General features: G+C 65.5%; 14 protein-coding genes. 2 read left to right on the top strand and 12 right to left on the bottom strand.

Going from position 1 to position 19,746, the window contains the following annotated elements; translation table 11 throughout:
• Positions 1-464: 464 nt before the first annotated feature.
• Positions 465-2,576 (bottom strand): ArnT family glycosyltransferase, encoded by a 2,112-nt coding sequence (locus I4X03_RS18830; RefSeq protein WP_223469786.1) that lies wholly within the window; start codon positions 2,574-2,576, stop codon positions 465-467.
• A gap of 107 nt (positions 2,577-2,683) precedes the next feature.
• On the opposite strand from I4X03_RS18830, the gene I4X03_RS18825 reads away from it, so the two are divergent.
• Positions 2,684-4,762 carry a DUF7024 domain-containing protein gene (locus tag I4X03_RS18825; protein WP_223469785.1) on the top strand — a complete coding sequence of 693 codons (2,079 nt, stop codon included), beginning with the start codon at positions 2,684-2,686 and terminating at the stop codon, positions 4,760-4,762.
• Between the two features lie 24 nt (positions 4,763-4,786).
• On the opposite strand, the gene I4X03_RS18820 is transcribed toward I4X03_RS18825, so the two are convergent.
• The 11 genes from I4X03_RS18820 to I4X03_RS18765 all read right to left on the bottom strand — a co-directional run bounded on the left by I4X03_RS18820 (position 4,787) and on the right by I4X03_RS18765 (position 18,117).
• Positions 4,787-5,164: a GtrA family protein gene (locus I4X03_RS18820; protein ID WP_223469784.1), complete on the bottom strand. Its 378-nt coding sequence runs from the start codon at positions 5,162-5,164 to the stop codon at positions 4,787-4,789.
• Positions 5,157-6,137: a glycosyltransferase family 2 protein gene (locus I4X03_RS18815; RefSeq protein WP_223469783.1), complete on the bottom strand. Its 981-nt coding sequence runs from the start codon at positions 6,135-6,137 to the stop codon at positions 5,157-5,159. Before I4X03_RS18815 ends, I4X03_RS18820 begins: the two co-directional genes overlap by 8 nt.
• 141 nt (positions 6,138-6,278) lie before the next feature.
• Positions 6,279-9,167, bottom strand: a complete 2,889-nt coding sequence (locus tag I4X03_RS18810; protein ID WP_223469782.1) for a glycosyltransferase — start codon at positions 9,165-9,167, stop codon at positions 6,279-6,281.
• 3 nt (positions 9,168-9,170) lie between these two features.
• A complete protein-coding gene (locus I4X03_RS18805) occupies positions 9,171-10,445 on the bottom strand; it encodes an FkbM family methyltransferase (protein WP_223469781.1) in 1,275 nt (424 codons plus the stop codon).
• Positions 10,442-11,473 carry an FkbM family methyltransferase gene (locus tag I4X03_RS18800; protein WP_223469780.1) on the bottom strand — a complete coding sequence of 344 codons (1,032 nt, stop codon included), beginning with the start codon at positions 11,471-11,473 and terminating at the stop codon, positions 10,442-10,444. Before I4X03_RS18800 ends, I4X03_RS18805 begins: the two co-directional genes overlap by 4 nt.
• Before the next feature lie 13 nt (positions 11,474-11,486).
• Positions 11,487-12,794, bottom strand: a complete 1,308-nt coding sequence (locus I4X03_RS23220) for an ABC transporter ATP-binding protein (protein ID WP_307735379.1) — start codon at positions 12,792-12,794, stop codon at positions 11,487-11,489.
• Positions 12,794-13,594, bottom strand: a complete 801-nt coding sequence (locus I4X03_RS18785) for an ABC transporter permease (protein ID WP_223469779.1) — start codon at positions 13,592-13,594, stop codon at positions 12,794-12,796. Before I4X03_RS18785 ends, I4X03_RS23220 begins: the two co-directional genes overlap by 1 nt.
• 162 nt (positions 13,595-13,756) lie before the next feature.
• Positions 13,757-14,527, bottom strand: coding sequence for a Crp/Fnr family transcriptional regulator (locus tag I4X03_RS18780; protein WP_223469778.1), 771 nt, complete (start codon positions 14,525-14,527; stop codon positions 13,757-13,759).
• A 38-nt stretch (positions 14,528-14,565) separates the two neighbouring features.
• A complete protein-coding gene (locus I4X03_RS18775; RefSeq protein ID WP_223469777.1) occupies positions 14,566-14,892 on the bottom strand; it encodes a VanZ family protein in 327 nt (108 codons plus the stop codon).
• Between the two features lie 43 nt (positions 14,893-14,935).
• Positions 14,936-16,204: a tetratricopeptide repeat protein gene (locus tag I4X03_RS18770; RefSeq protein ID WP_223469776.1), complete on the bottom strand. Its 1,269-nt coding sequence runs from the start codon at positions 16,202-16,204 to the stop codon at positions 14,936-14,938.
• Positions 16,201-18,117, bottom strand: coding sequence for a CHASE2 domain-containing protein (locus I4X03_RS18765; protein WP_223469775.1), 1,917 nt, complete (start codon positions 18,115-18,117; stop codon positions 16,201-16,203). Before I4X03_RS18765 ends, I4X03_RS18770 begins: the two co-directional genes overlap by 4 nt.
• 187 nt (positions 18,118-18,304) lie before the next feature.
• On the opposite strand from I4X03_RS18765, the gene I4X03_RS18760 reads away from it, so the two are divergent.
• Positions 18,305-19,669, top strand: coding sequence for a FecR family protein (locus I4X03_RS18760; RefSeq protein WP_223469774.1), 1,365 nt, complete (start codon positions 18,305-18,307; stop codon positions 19,667-19,669).
• Positions 19,670-19,746 lie beyond the last annotated feature (77 nt).

Here is a 19,746-nt window from a genome sequence, read left to right as displayed (position 1 = left end):
TTCCCGCGCACGCGGGAACCCATCTCACGCCTGCATCACCAAGCCGTATCGGCTCCCGCCTTCGCGGGAGCGACGGTGCTTAGATCGGCGGCGTTCCTAAGTAGCCGCAGTCATTCCCGCGTTAGCCGCCGTCGCTCCCGCGCACGCGGGAACCCATCTCACGCCTGCATCACCAAGCCGTATCGGCTCCCGCCTTCGCGGGAGCGACGGTGCTTAGATCGGCGGCGCTCCGAAGTAGCCGCAGTCGTTCCCTCGGTAGCCACCGTCGTTCCCGCGCACGCGGGAACCCATCTCACGCCTGCATCACCAAGCCGTATCGGCTCCCGCCTTCGCGGGAGCGACGGTTTGTCTAGATCGCCAGCGTTCCGAAGTAGCCGCCGTCGTTCCCGCGCACGCGGGCACCCATCTCACGCCTGCATCACCAACCAACATCGGCTCCCGCCGTCGCAGGAGCGGCGGCTAGCCTAGTTCTCAGGCGTTCCGATCTCCACCCGCCCCAGTCCCAGTCCGAGTCTCCGGATATCTTCCGACCATCCCAGCTCTTTCGGCGACACCGCTTGCGGTACTTCGATCGTCACGGTTTGCTGCGTGCCGTCAGTCTCGAACTGCAGGAAGATCTCCTCTTGCAGTGCCGGAAGCTTCACGCGCTGCTCGGCGCCGTCCACCCGCACCACGAACTCCTTGCCCAGGTTGGGGCCGAAAGCCCGCATGGTCAAAAACAGGTTCAGCCGCTTGGGCAGCGCGCTTTTGAAGTGCAGCCGTACCTGGTCGTCGTTCGACCATCTGCCCCATTCCTCGGGGCCGGCCAGGCCTTCCGCGCCGGCGAGCAGCGCGTTGTCGAGCGGCCCTGACAGCTTCGCTTCGCCCAGCGCCCGGTTGCTCAGCGGTGTGGCCGCCAGCGAGAATTCCGCCGTCTTGAATACCGGTTCCACGCCCTGCGGCAGCTTGTAGTCGCCGATGACCAGCAGCCAGCTCCTGTGTCGCGGGAGCGAATAGCGCTCGATCTGCGACCCGGATGGCAGAACGACGGCGTCGGCGTGGCGCGCGTCGACGTGGAAGCGCGCGCGCAGCAGTTCGCCGAGATTGTCGCCGACGATGCGCACGCCGTTGCGCTGCTCCGGGGACAGGTGCTTGCGCGCATACATCCCTGCATTATCGTAGGCATTGGCGTTGCGGTTCTGCGCCATGTAAGGCGCGATCATGCGTTCGCCATTCATGATAAACAGCGGCATGAAAACCAGAATGAAGGCCATGGCGCCTAATGCGCGGCTCATACACCACAGCGCCAGCACTGCGATTTGCAGCGCCAGCAGGACCGCTGCGATCGATCCTGGCTTGCCGAGGCCGAAGGCAACGATCTCCGGGCCATCCGCCACCATGAACAAATAGGACGCCGGCAGCGCGGTGGCGGCATGGATGATGGCAGCGGACAGCAGCGCTGCGATTGCCCACGGCAGCAGCGCGCGTGGCTGCCGCCATCCAGTGCCGGTGCGGGCGGCGGCAATCATCAGCGGCAGGATCAGCGCGAACGTGTAGTAGCGCGCATGCAGGCGCTTGCCGTCGAGCGGACCATAGCCCGCGGTTGACGCGGTGTAGAACACGGTCAGTGCGATGGCCGCGCCCAGCATCAGCAACGCGTAGGCCATCAGGGCGCTGACCTGCGGCCCGGCGCTGGCGCGCGCGCGGCTGCTCAGGCCATGCCAGGCCATCATGGCGATCGGCAGCGCAAAGATCATCACCAGCGACATCAGGTGTCCCTGCAGGCTGAACCAGGCGGCCGGCAGCAGCGTCAGCACGCTCGCCCCGGCGCTGACGCCATCGCTGGCCTGGTTGCCGTAGAAGCTGCCCAGTACCTGCAGGCCGTCCTGGCCGACAAACAGGAAACCGGCAATGAACTTCGCGACGAACACGGCGGCCACGCTGGCAATGGCGGCAAGCAGGCCGCGGCCAAGGCCCGCGGCGCCGGGGCTGCGGCTCCAGCCGAGGTAGGCCATGAACAGCGCCAATGCAGGCACCAGGAACAGGGCGTGCACCTTCACCAGGGTCATCAGGCCGAGCACGGCGCCGGCCAGCGCGGCATGGATCGCCCAGTGCATGCGCAGTGGCGCGAGCGACAGCCAGGTCAGCACTGCGAAGCCGAAGAAGTACATCGACTCCGGCATGAAGTAGCCAGTATAGGTACTGGTGGGAGCGGCGACGCACAACAGCGCGACGAATATCGCCAGCGGTTTCGCCGCGACCGTGCGCGTGGCCAGGTAGATGAACGGCGCCGAACCGATGAAGAACAGCAGGTTGATGTAGCGCGCGCAGCGCAAGAAGCCCTCGCCGCAGGCGTTGGTCAGGCCATACACCGACAGATAAAGATAGGAAGGAATCGTCACTTCATCGAGCGGCAGGAGGCGCGCGAAGTGGCTGTAGATCTGTTCGTCGGCGAATACCGACGGATAGGTGCTGCCATGGCGCCGCGCGATGTAGGCAAGGATGATCAGCAACGCCATGCCGAAACCAATTTCCCAGCGACGGTCGCGCAGAAGGCCAGTCATGCTGTTGATGCGCGCGCGGGAAAAAAGCGTCATTGAATATTTGGCAAAGTTTTGGAACCGGAAGTGTACTGCATTGCCTCGTTACGCTGCTCAGATGTTGCTCGTTGGTATAGAATCCACGCTCGAATCGAGGATATTTGATGACATTACGCTGGCCTGACGCACGATCGCACCAACTCATTGGCCGTTACGCATTGCCGTTCGCACTGGCCGTCGTGTTTTTTCAGCTGGTCTGGCGCAACGCCGGACTGTATCCGATGGTGTTCGCCGATGAATGGCTCTACAGCAGCGCTGCGCGCCTGATGCCCTTCGATAAATCGATCCTGCCGTCCTACCTGTTCCTCGGCGTCTACCGCCTGACCAATGCCTGCGGACCCGGCTTCCTCGACTGCGCGCGCATCCTCAATGCTGCGCTGCTGGTGGCGGCGGCGCCGTTCATCTACCTGATCGCGCGCCAGGTGTGCAGCCGACCCAGCGCCATCGTGCTGGCGCTGGCCGCCGTGCTGGCGCCGGTCAGCTCGTTTGCCGCCTACTTCATGCCGGAGACGATGTACTTCCTCGCGTTCTGCGCGTTCGCCTGGGTTGCGCTGGCGCGCACCGAGGCGACCCCGCTGGCGTATGGCCTCGTTACCGGAGCGATGCTCGGCGTGATGAGTGCGATCAAAGTGCACGCGCTGTTCCTGCTGCCCGCGCACCTGGCGTTCATGCTTTACCTTTGCCTCGCGCAGTACCGCAACGATGGCTGGCTGCGCCGTTTTGTCATTATGCTGGCGGTAGCCACCGTCACGATGGTCGTGGTGCGTTTTGCGATCGGCTATGCCGTTGCCGGCCGCTCGGGGCTGAACTTGCTGGGTAATTTCTACGGTACCCACGCCACCAACAGTACGACCAGCCTTGAGTCGCTGCTGCGCATCCTGCCGGCCGCGCTGGTCAGCCTGCAGGGCCACATCCTCGCGCTGGCGCTGCTGTTGCCGCTGCCGCTGGCAACGCTGCTGCTGCACGTGTTCGACAAGCAGGTACGTGCGCAGGCCTCGCAGCAGCAGCGCTCACTCCAGGTGTTCGCGATGCTGATGCTGTGCGCGGCCGGCGCCATGACCGTGATGTTCACCGCCACCATCGCGTCGGCCGGGCCATTGGAAGGCGTGCGGCTGCACCAGCGCTACTACGATTTCGCGTTCCCGCTGATGCTGGTGATTGCCGCCGCCCCGCTGGCCCTGCCGGCCGCACGCCAGTCGCTGCTGCTGCGCGCCGCGGCGGCGCTGCCGGTGATGGCGGTCATGCTGTACGCGGCGCGTTACCTGCTGACCGACTACGCGGTTGGCCTGGTCGATTCGCCCGAACTGACGGTGTTCAAAGAGTTCCCGATGCTGCTGAAGCTGTCCGCCGGCCTGGCGGTCCTGACCCTCGCGCTATGGATCGTACAGCGCCGGGCCGGCATCATGCTGTTTGTGTTCGTGGCGCTGCCGCTCACCGCCTGGAATGCCGACCGCGCCATCAGCGCAATCCAGGCGCGCGCACAGGCGCCCAACGACTACGACAAGGCCGGCATGCTGGTGCGGCACTACCTCGACCGCCAGCAGGCCGGCAAGCTGACCGTCGCCGGGGACAGCATCGCAGGCCTGAGCCGCGCCCTGTTCCACATCGACCATCCCCTTACCAAGACCCACGACCTGGTGGCGGGCGCGCCGTTTGTGCGCGAAGACCTGGCGCCAGGACGCGACTGGGTACTGGTCGTCGGTCAGCACGCGCTGCCTGACGATATCAAGCCGGAAGTGAAGACCGCCGAATTCGCGCTGATGAAAGTACAGGTCGAGCACCAGCCGCTGGGTAAGTTCGACTTCAACAAGCCGGTCGGCGGCCTGCTGGCGCGTGCCGAGAACCTGTCGGGACCGGAAGGGTGGGGCGCCTGGTCCGATGGCCGGGAGGTGCGCCTGCACTTTGTTCGGCCGCTGCCGCAAAAGCTCAATATCCTGTTGCGGGCGAATGCATTCCCGCCGAAGACCGATCAGCAGTTCGTGCTGGTGGTGGGCGGCCAGCGCCGGCCGTTCCGGCTTACCGGCACCGCGCAGGACCGCTTCTTCCAGTTCGATACCAGCGGCGCGGAGCAGGTCGTGAAGATTGAAATCCCGGACCCGGTCACGCCGCGCGCAATGGGAATGGGACCCGACGACCGCTTGCTTGGAATCGGCTTTACCAGCATCGAGATCGGTACCCGCTAGCCGGCCCAGGTGTCGTGAGCGACGCTATTTGAAGATCCAGTGTTTGCCGAGGATGAAGCCGTTGATGGCCACCAGCGGCAGCGACAGCAGCTTGCCCACCAGCGCCATGTCGACCAGGTGCACCGACAGGGCCACGCAGCCTAGCGTGAACAGGTAGTTCATCGCCACCACGGCGAGGTAGCGGCCCATGCTGCGCCCCGACGGCGGCGCCGTGAAGGTCACGGTGGCGTGGTAGCCGTAGTTGAACACCAGTCCGGCGACGAAGCCGACCGAGGTCGCGGCGACATAATCGACGCCGCTGTAAATCAGGAACTGCATCAGGCCGACGTCGATCAGGGCACTGGCCACGCCGCCGGCGAGATACAGCAGGAACTGGCGCTGGCGCGACAGCAGTTCAAGCATGCTTGGTGCGCGACCAGATGGTCTTGTGGATCGGGCGGCGCGGCACCGAGGCGATGTCGTAGGCGAGGAAGGCGAGGATCAGCTGCACGCCCATCAGCACCGGCAGCGCGGCGACCATGACGGTACCGGCCGGCGTGGTGGTGCCTTCGCGCGCGGAGTGCAGCCAGGCGTTGACGCCGTACACGGTGCCGAAGGCCAGCATGGCGCCGCCCAGCGGCAGCTCGATCGAGGCCAGCGACATGTTGCGCAGGTAGTAGTTGTAGAACACGCGCTTGAAGAAATTGCGGAAGTGCTTGGCCACGAATTCGGTGACGATGCGCGAGATCTTCAGGTTGCTCACTTCGTCGCCATACACCGCGTCCATCGGCACGTCGACCACCACCGCGTGCAGCGTATTGAGACGGAACAGCATGTCGGTTTCAAAAAAGTAGCGCCGGCTGATTTTCTCGAACGGCAGGTGGCGCGCCGCGTCCGCGTGGATCGCGGTGAAACCGTTGGTCGGATCGAAGATGTCCCAGTAACCCGACGACACCTTGCTCATCAGGGACAGCACCGCATTGCCGAACAGGCGCAGCGGCGGCATGGTGCGCAGCTGTTCCAGGTCGTAGAAGCGGTTGCCCTTGGAGTAGTCGGCTTCGCCGGCCAGGATCGGCACGATGAAGTTCGGGATCAGGCGCGGATCCATCTGACCATCGCCGTCGACCTTGACGATGACGGCGGCGCCGGCCGAAATGGCGGCCTGGTAGCCGGTCATGACGGCGCCGCCGACACCCAGGTTCTTTTCATGTTCGATCACCACGACGCGCGGATCGCTGCAATGCTCGCGCACGAAGGCGCCCGACTTGTCCGGGCAACAGTCGTCCACCACATAAATATGGGTGACTTCCGGCCCGATCGCGCCGATCACGCCAAGAACATGGCGCGTGACGCGATAGGAAGGAATGACAACAGCGATGGAATCGTTCGGATACATGAAAATGAATCTACGTTAAAAGATTGGCAAGCAGCATGGTAGCGTAGTGCGGGGCAACGGTCACGCGTTTCACGCAAATAGGTAGCGCGACGTCGCTCCCGCGCAGGCGGGAGCCCATGGTACGTTTCCTAAGGAAACTAATTAGGTTCCCGTTTTCGCAGGAACCACTTCAGCACCGGGCACCACCTTGTACCACTGCTGTTTTTCAACCGCATTCAACACCTGGCGGGCGCTGTCGTTCCAGGTCAGCCAGGTCATCCCGGTCGACTGCGGCGCCTTGCCTTCGGCGTTGAGCACCAGCCATTTGGCCAGCGAGTCGGACAGGTCGTGCGGCGCCAGCCCCTCGAAATACCAGGCATGGTCGCCGGCCACCTCGCGGAACACCGGCAGGCTGCGCGCGATGATCGGGATGTTGTGCTGCGCCGCCTCGATCAGCGGCAAGCCGAAGCCTTCGCCTTCGGACGGCGACAGCAGCGCGGCCGAACTGGCGTACAGCTTGAGCAGCATCTCGTCGGACGCGCCCGGAAGCCAGAACAGGCGGCGGCCGTTTTCCGGGCTCTTGGCGATGCGCTCGACCACTTTCTCGACCATCCAGCCCTGTTTGCCGACGATGACCAGGTTGATCTGCGATCCCTGCTTCCACAGCAGTTCGAACGCCGCCAGCGCCTGCGCGTGCCCCTTGCGCGGCTCCACCGTGCCGACCATCAGGAAGCTTGGCCGCTCGCGCACCGCTGCGAGGATCTGTTCGGCGTCGTCCGGCAGCCCGAAGCTCGGCGCGCTGGCGTCGATGTCGGCGCCGAGGTGGAACCAGCCGATGTTGAGCGGACCGGAACGGGTGGCCGGCTGTTTGCCGATCCACGTCACCAGTTCGTCGGCCACCGCGCGCGAAATGCACAGCAGCCCGTCCGACACCCGCGTCACGGTGCGCAGGAACTCGCCGAAATACTGCTCGGTACCGTAAGGGAAAACGTCGGGACGCAGCACCGGCAGCAGGTCGAACACCACGAAATACACCTGCACGCCATGGTCGCGCATCGACTGCAGCAGCGGCGCGTTTTGCGAAGTGCCGGTGGTAAACAGGTCGAGGCCGAGGAAGATGTCGCCGGGACGCACCTCGATCGGCGTGTCTTCCAGGGTGAGCGCGCCTTCGCCGGTCTCGCCCACCATGTTCAACCCGAACTGGCGCGCGTACTGGTAGCTGCGGTTGCCGCCGCCGGAATACACCGGCTCGATGCGGTAGCCGGGCGGCGGATCGGAAATCAGCGACAGCAGCACGCTGCGCACCACCCGCTGGATGCCGGTCTTGATGTCGGTCTGGACCACCGCCGACACGTCCACCAGCAGCTGGCGCGGCGCGCTCGGCGGCTGGTTGAAGGCGATCGCCTTGGCCATCTCGACCAGGCCGGCCTCGCCCGGCTCCTGGCCCGGCATGTGCGCGAGCTGGTCGATCAAGGTGCGGTAGTGGCTGTGGCGGCTGTGCGCGGCGAAGTGCTCGATGGCGTCGGCGAACTGCGCGCCGACCTTGGCCGGCGCGTGGTGCTCGCGCATGTAGGCCAGCGCGCGGGTCGAATAGGTTTTGCGCAGCGTCGCGTCCTGGTGCAGCAGCGCCAGTGCGCCGGCCAGTTCCTCGCGGCTGAATTCGTCGGCGATCTTGAGCAGCAGGGCGTCGCTGATCGACGCGGTCGAACCGTGCGCGTTGACGATGGTGGGTGCGCCGTACAGCAGGCAGTCCAGCACCGCGGCCGAGGTTTCGCCGCGGGTCGCGCCGCGCAGCTGCACGGCGATGTCGCAGGCGGCCAGGTAGTCGGCGTAGTCGGCGGCGCTGACGAAGCCGGTGATGGTGACGCGCGCGGCGGCGACGCTGGCGGCGATCTTGCCGGTCAGCGCTTCGCCGTACGGGCCGGGGTCGTTCTCGCCGACGAACAGCAGGCGGCAGCGCTGGTCGGACACCAGAGCGGAGCTGAGGAAGGCGTCGAGCAGTTCTTCGTTCTTCTTGGTGCTACCCAGCATGCCGAAGCTGCAGACGATGAAGTCGTCGGCGCCGATGCCGAGCCGCTCGCGCGCCTTGGCGCGGGCGTCGTCGGCGTGGATGCCTTCCGGTTTCCCGCGCAGCAGGGGAATCGTGCGCCAGCCATCGGCGGCGCCGGCTCCGTACCACTGCTCGGCGAGCTGGCGCGAAAAGTCCGAGTGAACGATCACGCCGGCGGCGTTATCGAGCACGCCTTTGTTGAGCGGATGCTTCCAGATCGACGGATTGCGCCCGATCGCACGGTGCTCCAGCAGGCCGGTGTAGCCGTGCGACTCGTACAGCGCCTTGGTGTACGCCTGCGGCAGGTAGCCTTCGCGCTCGAGGTTGTCGAGGATCCCCGAGAAGAAGAAGTCGTGCAGCACCACGATGCCCGGATGGCGGCGGATCAGCTCAAACATGTGCTGGTGCGCGTGCGAGTTGCCGAAGTGGTACAGCACGCGATCGAAGCCGCTGGCGTTCTGCTCGAACCAGGCGACGTCGCGCACCTCGAATTTGCCATTCAGGCGCGCGTCGTCGACCTCCGGCTGGCCGGCCACCAGCGTGATGTCGTAAAAGCGCGCCAGCTCGTTGACCAACTCGGCGCTGTAGTCGGCGATACCCGATTTGGCCGGCGGCAGCGGTGAGATGTATGCCAGCTTCTGGCCTTTCGCCGGTGCCGGCCTGGACGCGGCTGCGGCGTCGATCAGGCGCTGCAGTTCGCTGGCCTGGTCTTCGTCGCGCGGGGTGTAGACGACGTCGGCGCCGAGCGCCGCGAAGAAGTTCTGGCGAATCAGCTCGGCGCCGCCGGTTTGCGCGGACGGCAGCTGGTAGACCCGGATGCGCTCGGGCGGCAGCAGGCCGGCAAACGCCAGGCGCAGCGTTTCGATGCTGGACGGATAAAGGCTCGACAGGGCAACCCAGGCTTCATGCGGGGCGCACTGGCGCACCAGGTCCTGGACGCGCGCGAGGGAGCCGGGCGCGATGCCGGCCTGGCAGCATTGGAGGTCAAAAACGATACGCATGGCTTATTTCACTTCGGGGTTACGGCGGGCGCGCTGCAGGTCGGCCAGCACTTTCTGGGCCGACGCGGGCAGGGCAGGCGCGTGGCTCGGGCCTTGTTTGATGGCGTTGATCGTGCGCGATACCTTGGTGGCCTGGGCCGGAAAGCGCAGCAGCAGCGGAATGAACAGGCGGCGCACCCGCTCGTTGCGGGTCAGGCGCGTGAGGATGCGGCGCACAAAGCCCGCCGCGTGCGCCTTGTAGGGCACTGCGCGCAGCCGCTGCACCAGCGTGCCGGCCATGCGCAGCGGCCGGGTGATGCGCCACGAGGTGCTGTTTAGCGTCGCAAGCAGGCGCTGCTCGAGATCGCGGGCCCATTCGTTGGCACGCGCGTTATCCACGTTCAGCGCTTCCAGGCGCAGCTGCAGGGCGGCGCCGTGGGCCAGGGCGTCATGGGCGCGCTGGAACTCGGCGTCGGCCCGCTTCTCCGCTTCCCAGCGGCGCTGGTCGGCGCGCGCGGTGCGCTCCTCGGCCAGGCCGATTGCCGCTTCCGAGCGTTCGACCGCACGCGCGTGCGCCTGCTCTTCGTGCTGGGCTTTCTTCCATGCCTTGTCGAGGTGGTGGGTGATGTAGTCGTCGAAGACGTTCGGCGGTATCGACAGCGCTTCCAGCAGTTCGGCGTGTTCTTCGGCCACGTAGTAGCGGTTCAGGCCATCGAAGTGGGCGTAGCGGTAGCGCCGGCTGGTGACCAGCGCTTCCCATGTCTGGTGGTTGGTGACGCGGCTGTTCGGCAGCGTCGCCTCGATCACCAGCACCCATGGGCGCCAGCGCTCGAAGTCCATGCCGCGCAAAACTTCGCCTTCGAAACCTTCGACATCGATCTTCAAAAAGTGGATGTCGCCTTTGACGTAGTTGGCGCACACACCGCTGAGGGTACGCACCGGCACCGTCAGTTCAGTGACCTCGAAGCCGTCGGCGCGGTGCGCCTCGGCCACGGCGCGGTCGGGCGACGCCCAGCCATTGACCGAGGGGACGTCGAACAGCGTCAGGATGCCGTCGCTGGCGCCGGCGGCGATGGCCAGGTTGGTGTCGCGCGGGCGTTGCTCGACGAAGCGCTGGTGCAGCGCCGGCAGCGGCTCGATGTTGATGCCGCTCCAGCCGGCGTCGTAGAACGCCTTGGTGACCGAATGGTCGACCGTGTCGTTGGCGCCGACGTCGATGTAGTAGCCGTTCTTGATGTGCCCCAGCGCGCGCCACAGCAGCACGTCTTCACAGTTCTGGGCGTAGCTGATGAAGCTCATTGCTCCCCCTCGAAGATGGCCGAGGCGCTGGTGCGCGCGGCGAGGAACTCGGCCAGCGACGGCTTGTCGTAGACGAACAGCGCGATCAGGACCTGGGCCAGCAGGCCGTATTCGCCGGCCACCAGTTCCTGGCGCTTGAAGAACACCGCGTCGCCCCAGCCGAGGCGGTCGCGCGAGGTGCTGCCCGAGGCGCAGTGGTAAGGATAATGGGTGCTGGAGCTGAAGTCGACGAAGTAGAAGCCATGTTCGCGCAGCAGGGTCTCAACCTCCGAGAACAGCGCCTGGCCTTGGTAGATCTCGGCGAACGACACTTCGCAGTGGACCACGTTGGTGCGCGCCAGCAGCGCGCCGGCGTGCTGAAGCGCGGCCAGCTCGAAGCCCTGGATGTCGAGCTTGAGGAAATCGACATACGGCGTATCGGCCAGCACCGCGTCGAGCGTGCTGGTGGCCACCTGTTCGGTGCTGACCGTGGCCAGGTTGCTCAGGTCGACCAGACTGGCGGTGAGCGCGCGGTTCAGCGGCAGCAGCGACGAGGTGGCGTCGAAGTTATTGATGTGGAAAGTATGGGTGCCGCCGTCGCCGATGAAGGTCGGGTACAGCGTGATGCGCGGATTGCGGCGCTGGCTTGCGTCGAGCTTGTCGGCCAGCGGCTCGAAACCGATCACGCGGTTCGGCAGGCCGTGGGCGTCGAGCGCGGCGTACACGTGCTGCTCGCCTTCGAGTTCCTGCGCGCCGACGTCGACGATGGCCAGCGGCCGCGCCGCCAGTGCCTCGATGGCATGCGCGGCCAGCCGGGCGCGTACGCCGTCGCGACGCGCCAGCGGTGCGCTGAGCGCGATGAATTCGTCGCTTGCGATGATCGCGTTGAGCACGGCGCCGGCGTCGCCGCTGGCGAGGATCACGCCGCTCCAGTAGTCGAGGCCGGCCGGTTCAGGATCGCGCGCCAGCAGGCCGCGGTACAGGCCGCGCACAATCTGCTGCGCCTGGGCCGGCACGAGCGGATCGCGCGAGGTGGTTGTCTGGTTCATAAAATGTGTTGCCTTAGTATTTTTCAAAGCTCAGTTGCGGACTGAGGTTGATGGCGCCGGCCCAGATGATGGCGTCGGGGTTGGGCAGCACGGCCAGCGCGGTCACTTCATGCAGGTAGCAGATGACTTCGCGGAACTGGCCTTCGCCGTAACCGCCATTGGCCAGGCCGACGGTGATCGTGTATTCGTCAGGGCGCAGGCTGAGCGGGAACGCGAAGCGCACCGCCAGGATGCTGCCGGCAGCGGCGGCGCCCAGGTGCGCGCGCATGCAGAAGGTATTGGTTTCGAACAGTACCACGCCGAAGCGGTCGCGGATCTTGAACCCGGCATGCGGATCGTCGAGTTCGTCATCGATACGGAATTCCAGCTGCAAGGTGGCCGGACTGTCGGCCACCAGGGTCAGTTGCTCGGCGCCGCCGCCATCGACAAAGCGCGCGCCCACGCACTCGGCGCGGCCGGTGCGGATGCTGCCGGCCTTGCCGTCGAGCGGAACGGCTTGCCTGACCAGGAAGTCATGGCGCTCGCGCGCCTCCTCCATGTGGGCGGCGGCGTCGCTGGAGGTGACTTGGAACGCATGGCCGGCGCGGTCCTGGCGGCCCAGCAGCGCGGCCTGGTACAGGTCGATCGCTTCCTTGGGGGCGCCGTCGAACGCCAGCGCGCCGTTTTCGATGAACAGGCAGCGGGTGCAGGTTTTCAACACGGTCCCGGTGCTGTGCGAGACGAACAGCAAGGTGGTGCCGGCTTCGGTGAACTGGCGGATGCGCTCGAAGCATTTCTGCTGGAAGAACACGTCGCCCACCGCCAGCGCCTCGTCGACGATCAGGATGTCGGGGCGCACGCAGGTGGCCACGCTGAACGCCAGGCGCATCTGCATGCCGCTCGAGTAGACCCGCACCGGCGCGTCGATGTGCTCGCCGATCTCGGCAAAGGCGATGATCTCGGGCATCAGCGCGGCAATCTCGTCCATCGTCAGGCCCATCAGCTGGCCGGCCATGACGATGTTGTTGCGGCCGGTGACGTCCGGGTGGAAGCCCATGCCCAGTTCAAGCAGCGCGGCAATGCGCCCGCTGGTCTGGATCGCGCCGGCGCTGGCCTGGGTGGTGCCGGTGATCAGCTTGAGCAGGGTGCTCTTGCCGGCGCCGTTGATGCCGATGATCCCAATCGACTCGCCCGCCGAAATCGCGAAATTGATATCCTGCAGCACCCACTTGAGCTTGTGGCGCGCGCCGCGGAACGGCAGCATCCATTCGGCCAGGCGCGACCAGCGGGTCGGATACTGCTTATAGGCCTTGCCCAGGTTGGAAACGTGAATGCTGCCCATCAGAGTTCGTCCACCATTTCGCCGGAGCGCTTGCGGAACAGGCGCAGCGCGAACACGCACATCAGCACGGCGAGAACCAGCGGCAGCGTCAGGCTGCCCCAGTCAGGCGCGCGGCCGTATACCAGGATGGTCTGGTAGGCGCCAATGATCGGCGCCATCGGGTTCCAGAGCAGCATCCCGCGTATCGCCTCGGGCAAGATCGATGCCGGATACACGATCGGGGTGAACCAGAACCAGAACTGGATGAAGATGCTGAAAAACTGGCCGACATCGCGGAAGAACACGTTCAGCACGCCGATGATCATGCCCAGGCCGATGGCGAACAGCACCTGCAACGCCAGTACCGGCAAGATGGCGAGGAAGGCCACGCCGGGGAAGTTGCCGGTCACGGCAAGGAAAACGGTAAACAGCGCGAAGATGATGCCGAAATTGAGCAGGGCGTTGAGCACCACGATCAGCGGCAGGCTGATGCGCGGAAAGCTGATCTTCTTGATCAGGTTGGCCTGCTCGATGAACATGGTCTGCGAGCGCGCGATGATTTCCGCAAACAGGCCCCAGGTCAGGATGCCGGCGCATAGGTAGATGCTGTAGGCGAAGGTGTTGTCGCTGCCGGGCAGCTTGCTGCGCATGACCTCGGCGAAGATGACGGTGTACACCACGATCATTGCCAGCGGACTGAGCAACGACCAGGCCGCGCCCAGGATCGCGTTGCTGTACTTCGACTCGAATTCCCGCTTCACGCTGCCAAGCACAAACCCGCGATAGGCCCACAGGCCGCGGAAGGTATGGCTGGAAATCATGGGGTGGCCCGGAGCGCCAACCTGCATGCAAATGGGTGGATTGTCGTCATAGCGGTCGGATGGTCTGTGAGCGCAAAATTATACTCTACAGGACAAGCCGATACTTGTTACAGTTGTAAGTAGCGCGGCGCGACAATTGCGCCTGGCGGGCCGGGTGCCCGGTCAGCCCTGTACCAGTTTCTGCAGCACGTCGGGCTTGATGATGATCAGGCGGTGCGCGTCTTTCTGCACGATCCCTTGCTGAACCAGGGTCAGCAGCGCGCGGGTGACGGTCTCGCGGCTGGTATTGATCATGTTGGCGATATCCTGGTGGGTCGGCAGGTTTTCCAGCACCTGCTGGCCGCCCGGTTCCCCGCCCTGGTCGCCCTGGTTGCGCTGCATCAGCACCAGGTAGGTATAGATCCGCTTGGCGGTGTTGTTGATCGACAGCAACGCGCGGAATTCGGAGTCGCGCTGGATTTTTTGCGCCAGGTGGCGCAGCATCTGGTTTGCCACCGACGGCGAATGCGAGAACAGGTGCATGGCCGTTTGCGCCGGCAGGAAGGCCACCAGCACGCTGCTCGTCGCCACCACCGACGCCGAGCGGGTCGAATTATTGATCAGTGCGATTTCGCCGAAGAAGTCGCCCGGACTGAGCATGCGCAGGCCGATCGCGCGGCCGTCCTCGGTGATGTCGACCACCTGGAGCTGGCCCGACAGCAGGAACAGCAAGCCGTCGCCGCGCCCGCCCTTGTGCAGCACCACCTCGCGCTTGGCGTATTGGCGAAAGCGCAGCTCCGGCGTCACGCGGGCGATTTCTTCGTCGCTCAGCTCCGCCAGCAAGGGAATCTTGCGCAGGTGGACGTGGACGCGCTGCCCCGTCGCCGGTGCCTGGCCGTCGGCCAGTGGCGCTGCGCTGTCGTCGCTTGTCTTCGCTTCCGTGCTGGAGGCCATCGCTTCACTTCTCGGGTTCGGAACTACAGTTTAACCAATCAAAACAACGCTGCGAGCTGGACTGCCGCGGCCCCGGCCGCGATGCCGGCCGCGTTGGCGGCCAGGTCGCGCCAGCAAAAGGCGCGGTCCGGCACCAGCGACTGCAAGCATTCGATCACCCAGCCGCCCACGAGCAGGCCGAACAGCCATGGCCAGGCGGGCGTGCCGCTGCCGGCGGCGCGCAGCGCCAGAACGCTGAGCACGGCAAAACCGGCAAAATGCAGGAGCTTGTCGTTAGGCAGGCGCGGCAGCCAGCGGTTGGGCACCAGGCAGCCAGCCGACAAGGCGGCGGCGGCGCCCCCGAACAACATCATTTCCAGCGTCATGCATTGCCTTACGAACAGTTCCAATGGACCAGATTGTATACGGTCACTGTCCCTGCACGTTCCAGCTCAACTGGACGATGCGGTTATTGTACTGAAAGATCGAGATGTCTTCGCGGTTGCGCACCGCGCGCGCTTCGAGCTGCAGCGACTGGTTCTTGCGCACCGGCCAGGAGAGCGTGCCGCGCAGCACCCGGGTCGACTGGTCGCGCACCGTGTCGATCAGCCCCGGCGCGTAGACCTGGGCGCTGTTCCAGGTCTGGTGCGAGTAACCCAGCTCGCCGGTCAGCGCGCCCCACACGGTGCGCCGCGCAACCAGGTTGCTGGCCTGGCCGTGCCGGTTGCCGCCCGGGCGGGCGTCGCGCGCGCGGTCGTTCAGCAGCGCGTGGCTGGCGCTCAGGTACCAGTCGTCCTTGCGGTAGGACAGCTGGCCGCGCAACTCCATGGTCGTCGCGTTGAAGTTGGTCAGGGTCATATACTCGCTGCGCGTGGCGCCCACCAGCACGTTGAACTGGGTGTGACTTGGCAGGCGCAGCGGCGGACTGACGCGCGCCTGCAAGGTCAGCTGGCGCTGGTAATAGTCGCCGCCCAGCGCGGTCAGGCCGAGCATCGCGGTGGTGCGCATGGTCCAGCTGCCAAAGCGGTAAGGGGTGTCGACGCCGAGGTACAGCGAGGCGCTGTCGTACTGGCTCAGGCGGTCGTTGCGGCGCCCCTGCAGCTGGACGAAGCCGATGCTGCCATTGGCCGTGACTTCGCGGGTGTACTCGGCATTCATCGCCGTGTACTGGTCGCGCTGCGGCAGGAAGTCGGGCAGCAGGGGCAGTTCGATGACGCCGCCGTCGCGTTCGATGATGTAGCTCGGCTTGCTGGCGCCCTGATTGACGTTGTGGTCGATGCCGCGTGCCAGGCTGAACGAACTGGAACTGAGCGCCTGCCACTTGTCGCAGCCGGTTTCGCGCGCTTCGGCGATCAGTTCGAGGATCGCCAGCGGCGGATTGAAGCGCGTTTCGACAATCGCGAACAACCGTTCGGCCTCGTCGGCGCGCCCCAGGCTGCATTGGATCAGCGCCACTTCAAGGTAGGCGCCGGCATGCAGCGACTCCTTCTCGATCACGCGCATCAGCATGTTCGAGGCATCGTTCTTGCGGCCCTCGGCAATCGACTGCAGCGCGCTGTCGTACATCGACTGGACCTGGGCCGGGTCCTGGCCGGCGGCCGCAACGCCAGGCTGGGCCAGCGCCGGCGCGCCGCAGCATAGTGCCAGCAGGGGCGCGGCCAGGGCGCGGCGGATCGGGGCAAGCAGCCAGGCGCTCATGCGGACTGCTCCGCGGCGCGCGCCGCTTCGGCTGGCGCTTGCGCCAGGCTGCTACTGCTTGAAGTCATGTTCTGATCGAACGAAAAAAGTGTTGTCGGATTTTCCTTGCCGCGCAACAGGCGTTCGCCCAGCAGGATGAAACGGTGGCGCCTGGCCCGCTCGACCGCGCCAGGGCCGATGATGACCTCGTGCGGATAATCGCGCGCGGCCTGCTCCAGACGCGACGCGGTGTTGACGCTGTCGCCCACGGCAGTATAAATGCTGCGGAACGACGTGCCAAAGTCGCCGGCCATCGCCAGCCCGCTTTCGACGCCGATGCGCACCCGCAGCGGGGCGCGGCCGGCGCTCACCCGCGCATCGCTGAGCACGCCAACCCGGCGCACGATCTCGCGCGCCGCGTCGAGGGCCTGGTCGGCATGATGTTCAATCGGCAGCGGCGCGCCCCAGAAGGCGACCAGGCCATCGCCGGTGTATTTGTCGAGCGTGCCATTGGTTTCAATAACCGGACCGGTCAGGCAGTCGAGGAACTCGCGCGTCAGCCGCGCCGCTTCTTCCACCGGCAGCGATTCGACATGGCCGGTGTAGCCTTCCATGTCGGCGATCAGCGTGGTCACGTCGAGCTGGCGCGGCGCCAGCGGGTCGCCCTGGCTGCGCAGCAGTTCCTGCACCACCGCCGGGGCCACATACTGGCGCAGGGTGTCAAGCAGGTGGCGCGAGCGGCGCTGGGTCAGCTGCCACTGGTAAGGGACCGCGAAGGCCAGCAGAAACAGGTTGCTGGCGAGCGGCCCGGTGGTCGAAAAGTCGGGATCGTGGCGGCTGGCGGCATAGGCCAGTGCTACCCATGCCAGCGATGCCGCGGCCAGCAGGCCGACGCTTGAGACGGCCGACAGGCGCGGGAAAGCGTAGGTGGCCAGCAGCGCCGAGCCGACCGCAAACAGCAGCGCCAGCCATTTGCCCGGCCACGGCCGTGGCGCCGTGCCTTCCTGCACGTCGAGCAGGGTGGACAACATGGCTGCTTGCACCCCGAGGCCCGGCCGTGTGCTGCCAAGCGGCGTGGCGACCCGGTCGCCCTGGCCGAGCGAAGACGAGCCAATCACGACCAGGCGGCCGCGCAGGCTGGCGGCATCGACTTCGTGGGCCAGGATTTCGGCGGCGGTGACCACTGTGTAAGCGGTCCAGTCGCGCTTGAACGCCACCCGCATCTCGCCAACCTCGGGCACCAGCGGCGGCTTGCCGCTGCAGCAGTTGAGCAGGGCGAGCGCCAGCGCCGGGTAAGCGCGGCCCTCAAAGGCGGTCACCAGCGGCACCCGGCGCAACACGCCGTCCGGGTCGGGAATGAAACCGATGTTGCCGACCTTGGGCGCGCGCGCCAGTCCGGCATGGTTGGCGATGTAGCCGCTGGCCGGCACGGCCGCGCTGCCTGGCCGCAGCATGCCGGCCCCTGCCAGGCTGCCCTGGCGCAGCGGTTCCGGGCGGTTCTGGCGAAAATCGAAGGCCTGGGCCAGCACCACCGGGCCGTGCTCGGCCAGCAGCGCCAGGCGAGTGTCGCCCGCGGCATCGGACGGGTCGGGCATCAGGATGTCGAGGGCAACGCCGCGCGCGCCATAGTCGGTCAGCAAGGTTTCCACCAGGTCAGCCACGCGGGCGCGTGGCCAGGGCCAGGGGCCAAGCTTGACGGTACTGCTCTCATCGATGTCGACGACCAGGATGCGCGGCTCGGGCGCGTCGCTCTTTTGTACCTTGAGGAAGGTGTCGCGCAGTGCCTCGTTGCCGAAAAACAACGGCGCCGGCGCCGGCCCCCACTGCGACCATGCGGTAAGCATGATGGCGACCGCAGCGATGGCGATGCGGATCAGGCCAGGCGGCAGTCGAAAGCGGCGCAATGCCGGAGAGCTGAGGAGGGATACAGGCACGCGACCGCGTCAGTGCGTCAGCACTTGATAGGGATAAACATTGAGTATATCTCCGCTGCGCTGCAAGCAACACACTTTGCTACAAAATGTAATGCAAGAAACGATGCAGGCAACTTCCGATAAAATGTGATAGCGGTCACGTCCGTGTATTGCGCATCGCCGGATAATGGTGGAAAAGGGGAATACCATGTTGCTAAAAATCACTGCTATCGCTGGCCTTGCGCTGTGCGCCCAATTGGCATTGGCCGCTGAGGCGGGCAAGGTCATTTTCGTGGCCGGCAACGCGCAAGTGCTCGACCGCCAGGCGGCGGAGGGCACGGCCGTGCAGGAAGGCGACATGCTACAGACCGGCGCCGACGGCTTCCTCTATATAAAGACGATCGATAACGGCCTGTTCATCCTGCGCCCGAATACCAAGGCGCGCATCGTCACCTACCATGTCGACGCCAATAATCCTGCCAACACCCGGATCAAGCTTGACCTGATCAGCGGGGTGGCGCGCAGCCGCTCGGGCGACGCCGTCAAGCAGGCGCGCCAGAATTTCCGCTTCAATACGCCGGTGGCCGCGATCGGCGTGCGCGGCACTGATTTCACCGTATTTACCGATGACGACACGTCGCGCGTGTCGGTCATCACCGGCGGCATCGTTGTCAGCGGCTTCGCCGGCACGTGCAGCCCCGAAGGTAGCGGGCCATGCGAAGGCGCGGCCAGCCGGGAACTGTCGGCCAAGCAGCGTGGTCAGTTGCTGCAGATTAAGCGCGGCAGCCAGGCGCCGCAGCTGATGAGCGGCAGCGTGATGTCGTCGGACCAGCCGGCGCTGCCGGCCGGCGCGCCGCTGGGCAACGCCGCCAGTCCACCGCTCAGTTCGCCTGCCGCGCCAGTGGTCGACACCCAGAAAGCCGAGAGCCTGACCAAGGCCAGCAACGACAGTAGCAACAACGGCAACAACAATCCACCGGCACCGCCTGAGCCGCCGCCAGTGGTGATGCCGCCGCCGGTCACCAGTGTGCCGCCGGAGCCGAGCAAGCCGGTAAAGGAGGCAGGCATCTTGTGGGGCCGCTGGGAGCCAGTGCTGGGTCCTGCGCCGGACTTCAACCTGACGCTGGAAATGGGCAGGAACGAATTGGTGGCCGTGAACGGGAACTTTGCGCTGTTCCGCACCGCTGGCCGTACCTATGTGTCGCCCGAGCGCGGCAACATCGGTTTCAGAATGAAAGACAGCGAGGCCTATATCTACACAAACTACGGACCGTCTGCCCGGACTGCCGCAGCGGCAACGTTGTCAAATGGTAAGCTGAATATTGACTTCGACACCAAACGCTTTGCCACCTCGTTCGACATGGCCAGCAAAGCCGAGTTGTTCAGCTGGTCTGCCCAGGGTGCGGTGGGGCCGGACGGTCGCCTGTATGGGGACAGCGCGGACGGCGTCAAGGGCATGGTCAATGTTCAGGGTTTGCTCAGCAATGAGAATGGCGGATCGGCATCGTATTTGTTTAACGGCAGAATAGATGAGCGCCGCACGGTCAATGGCGCGACATTCTGGCGCCAATAACCCGCATTGCATAAAATATAAATGCCCCTGAATAGGGGCATTTTTTATTGAACCTGAAACGCGGAGATTTTCTTTAT

It is taken from the genome of Massilia soli, from assembly GCF_016809835.1.
In the GTDB taxonomy this organism is placed as follows: Bacteria; Pseudomonadota; Gammaproteobacteria; order Burkholderiales; family Burkholderiaceae_D; genus Telluria_A; species Telluria_A soli.
This window is presented reverse-complemented; position numbering and strand designations above follow the sequence as displayed.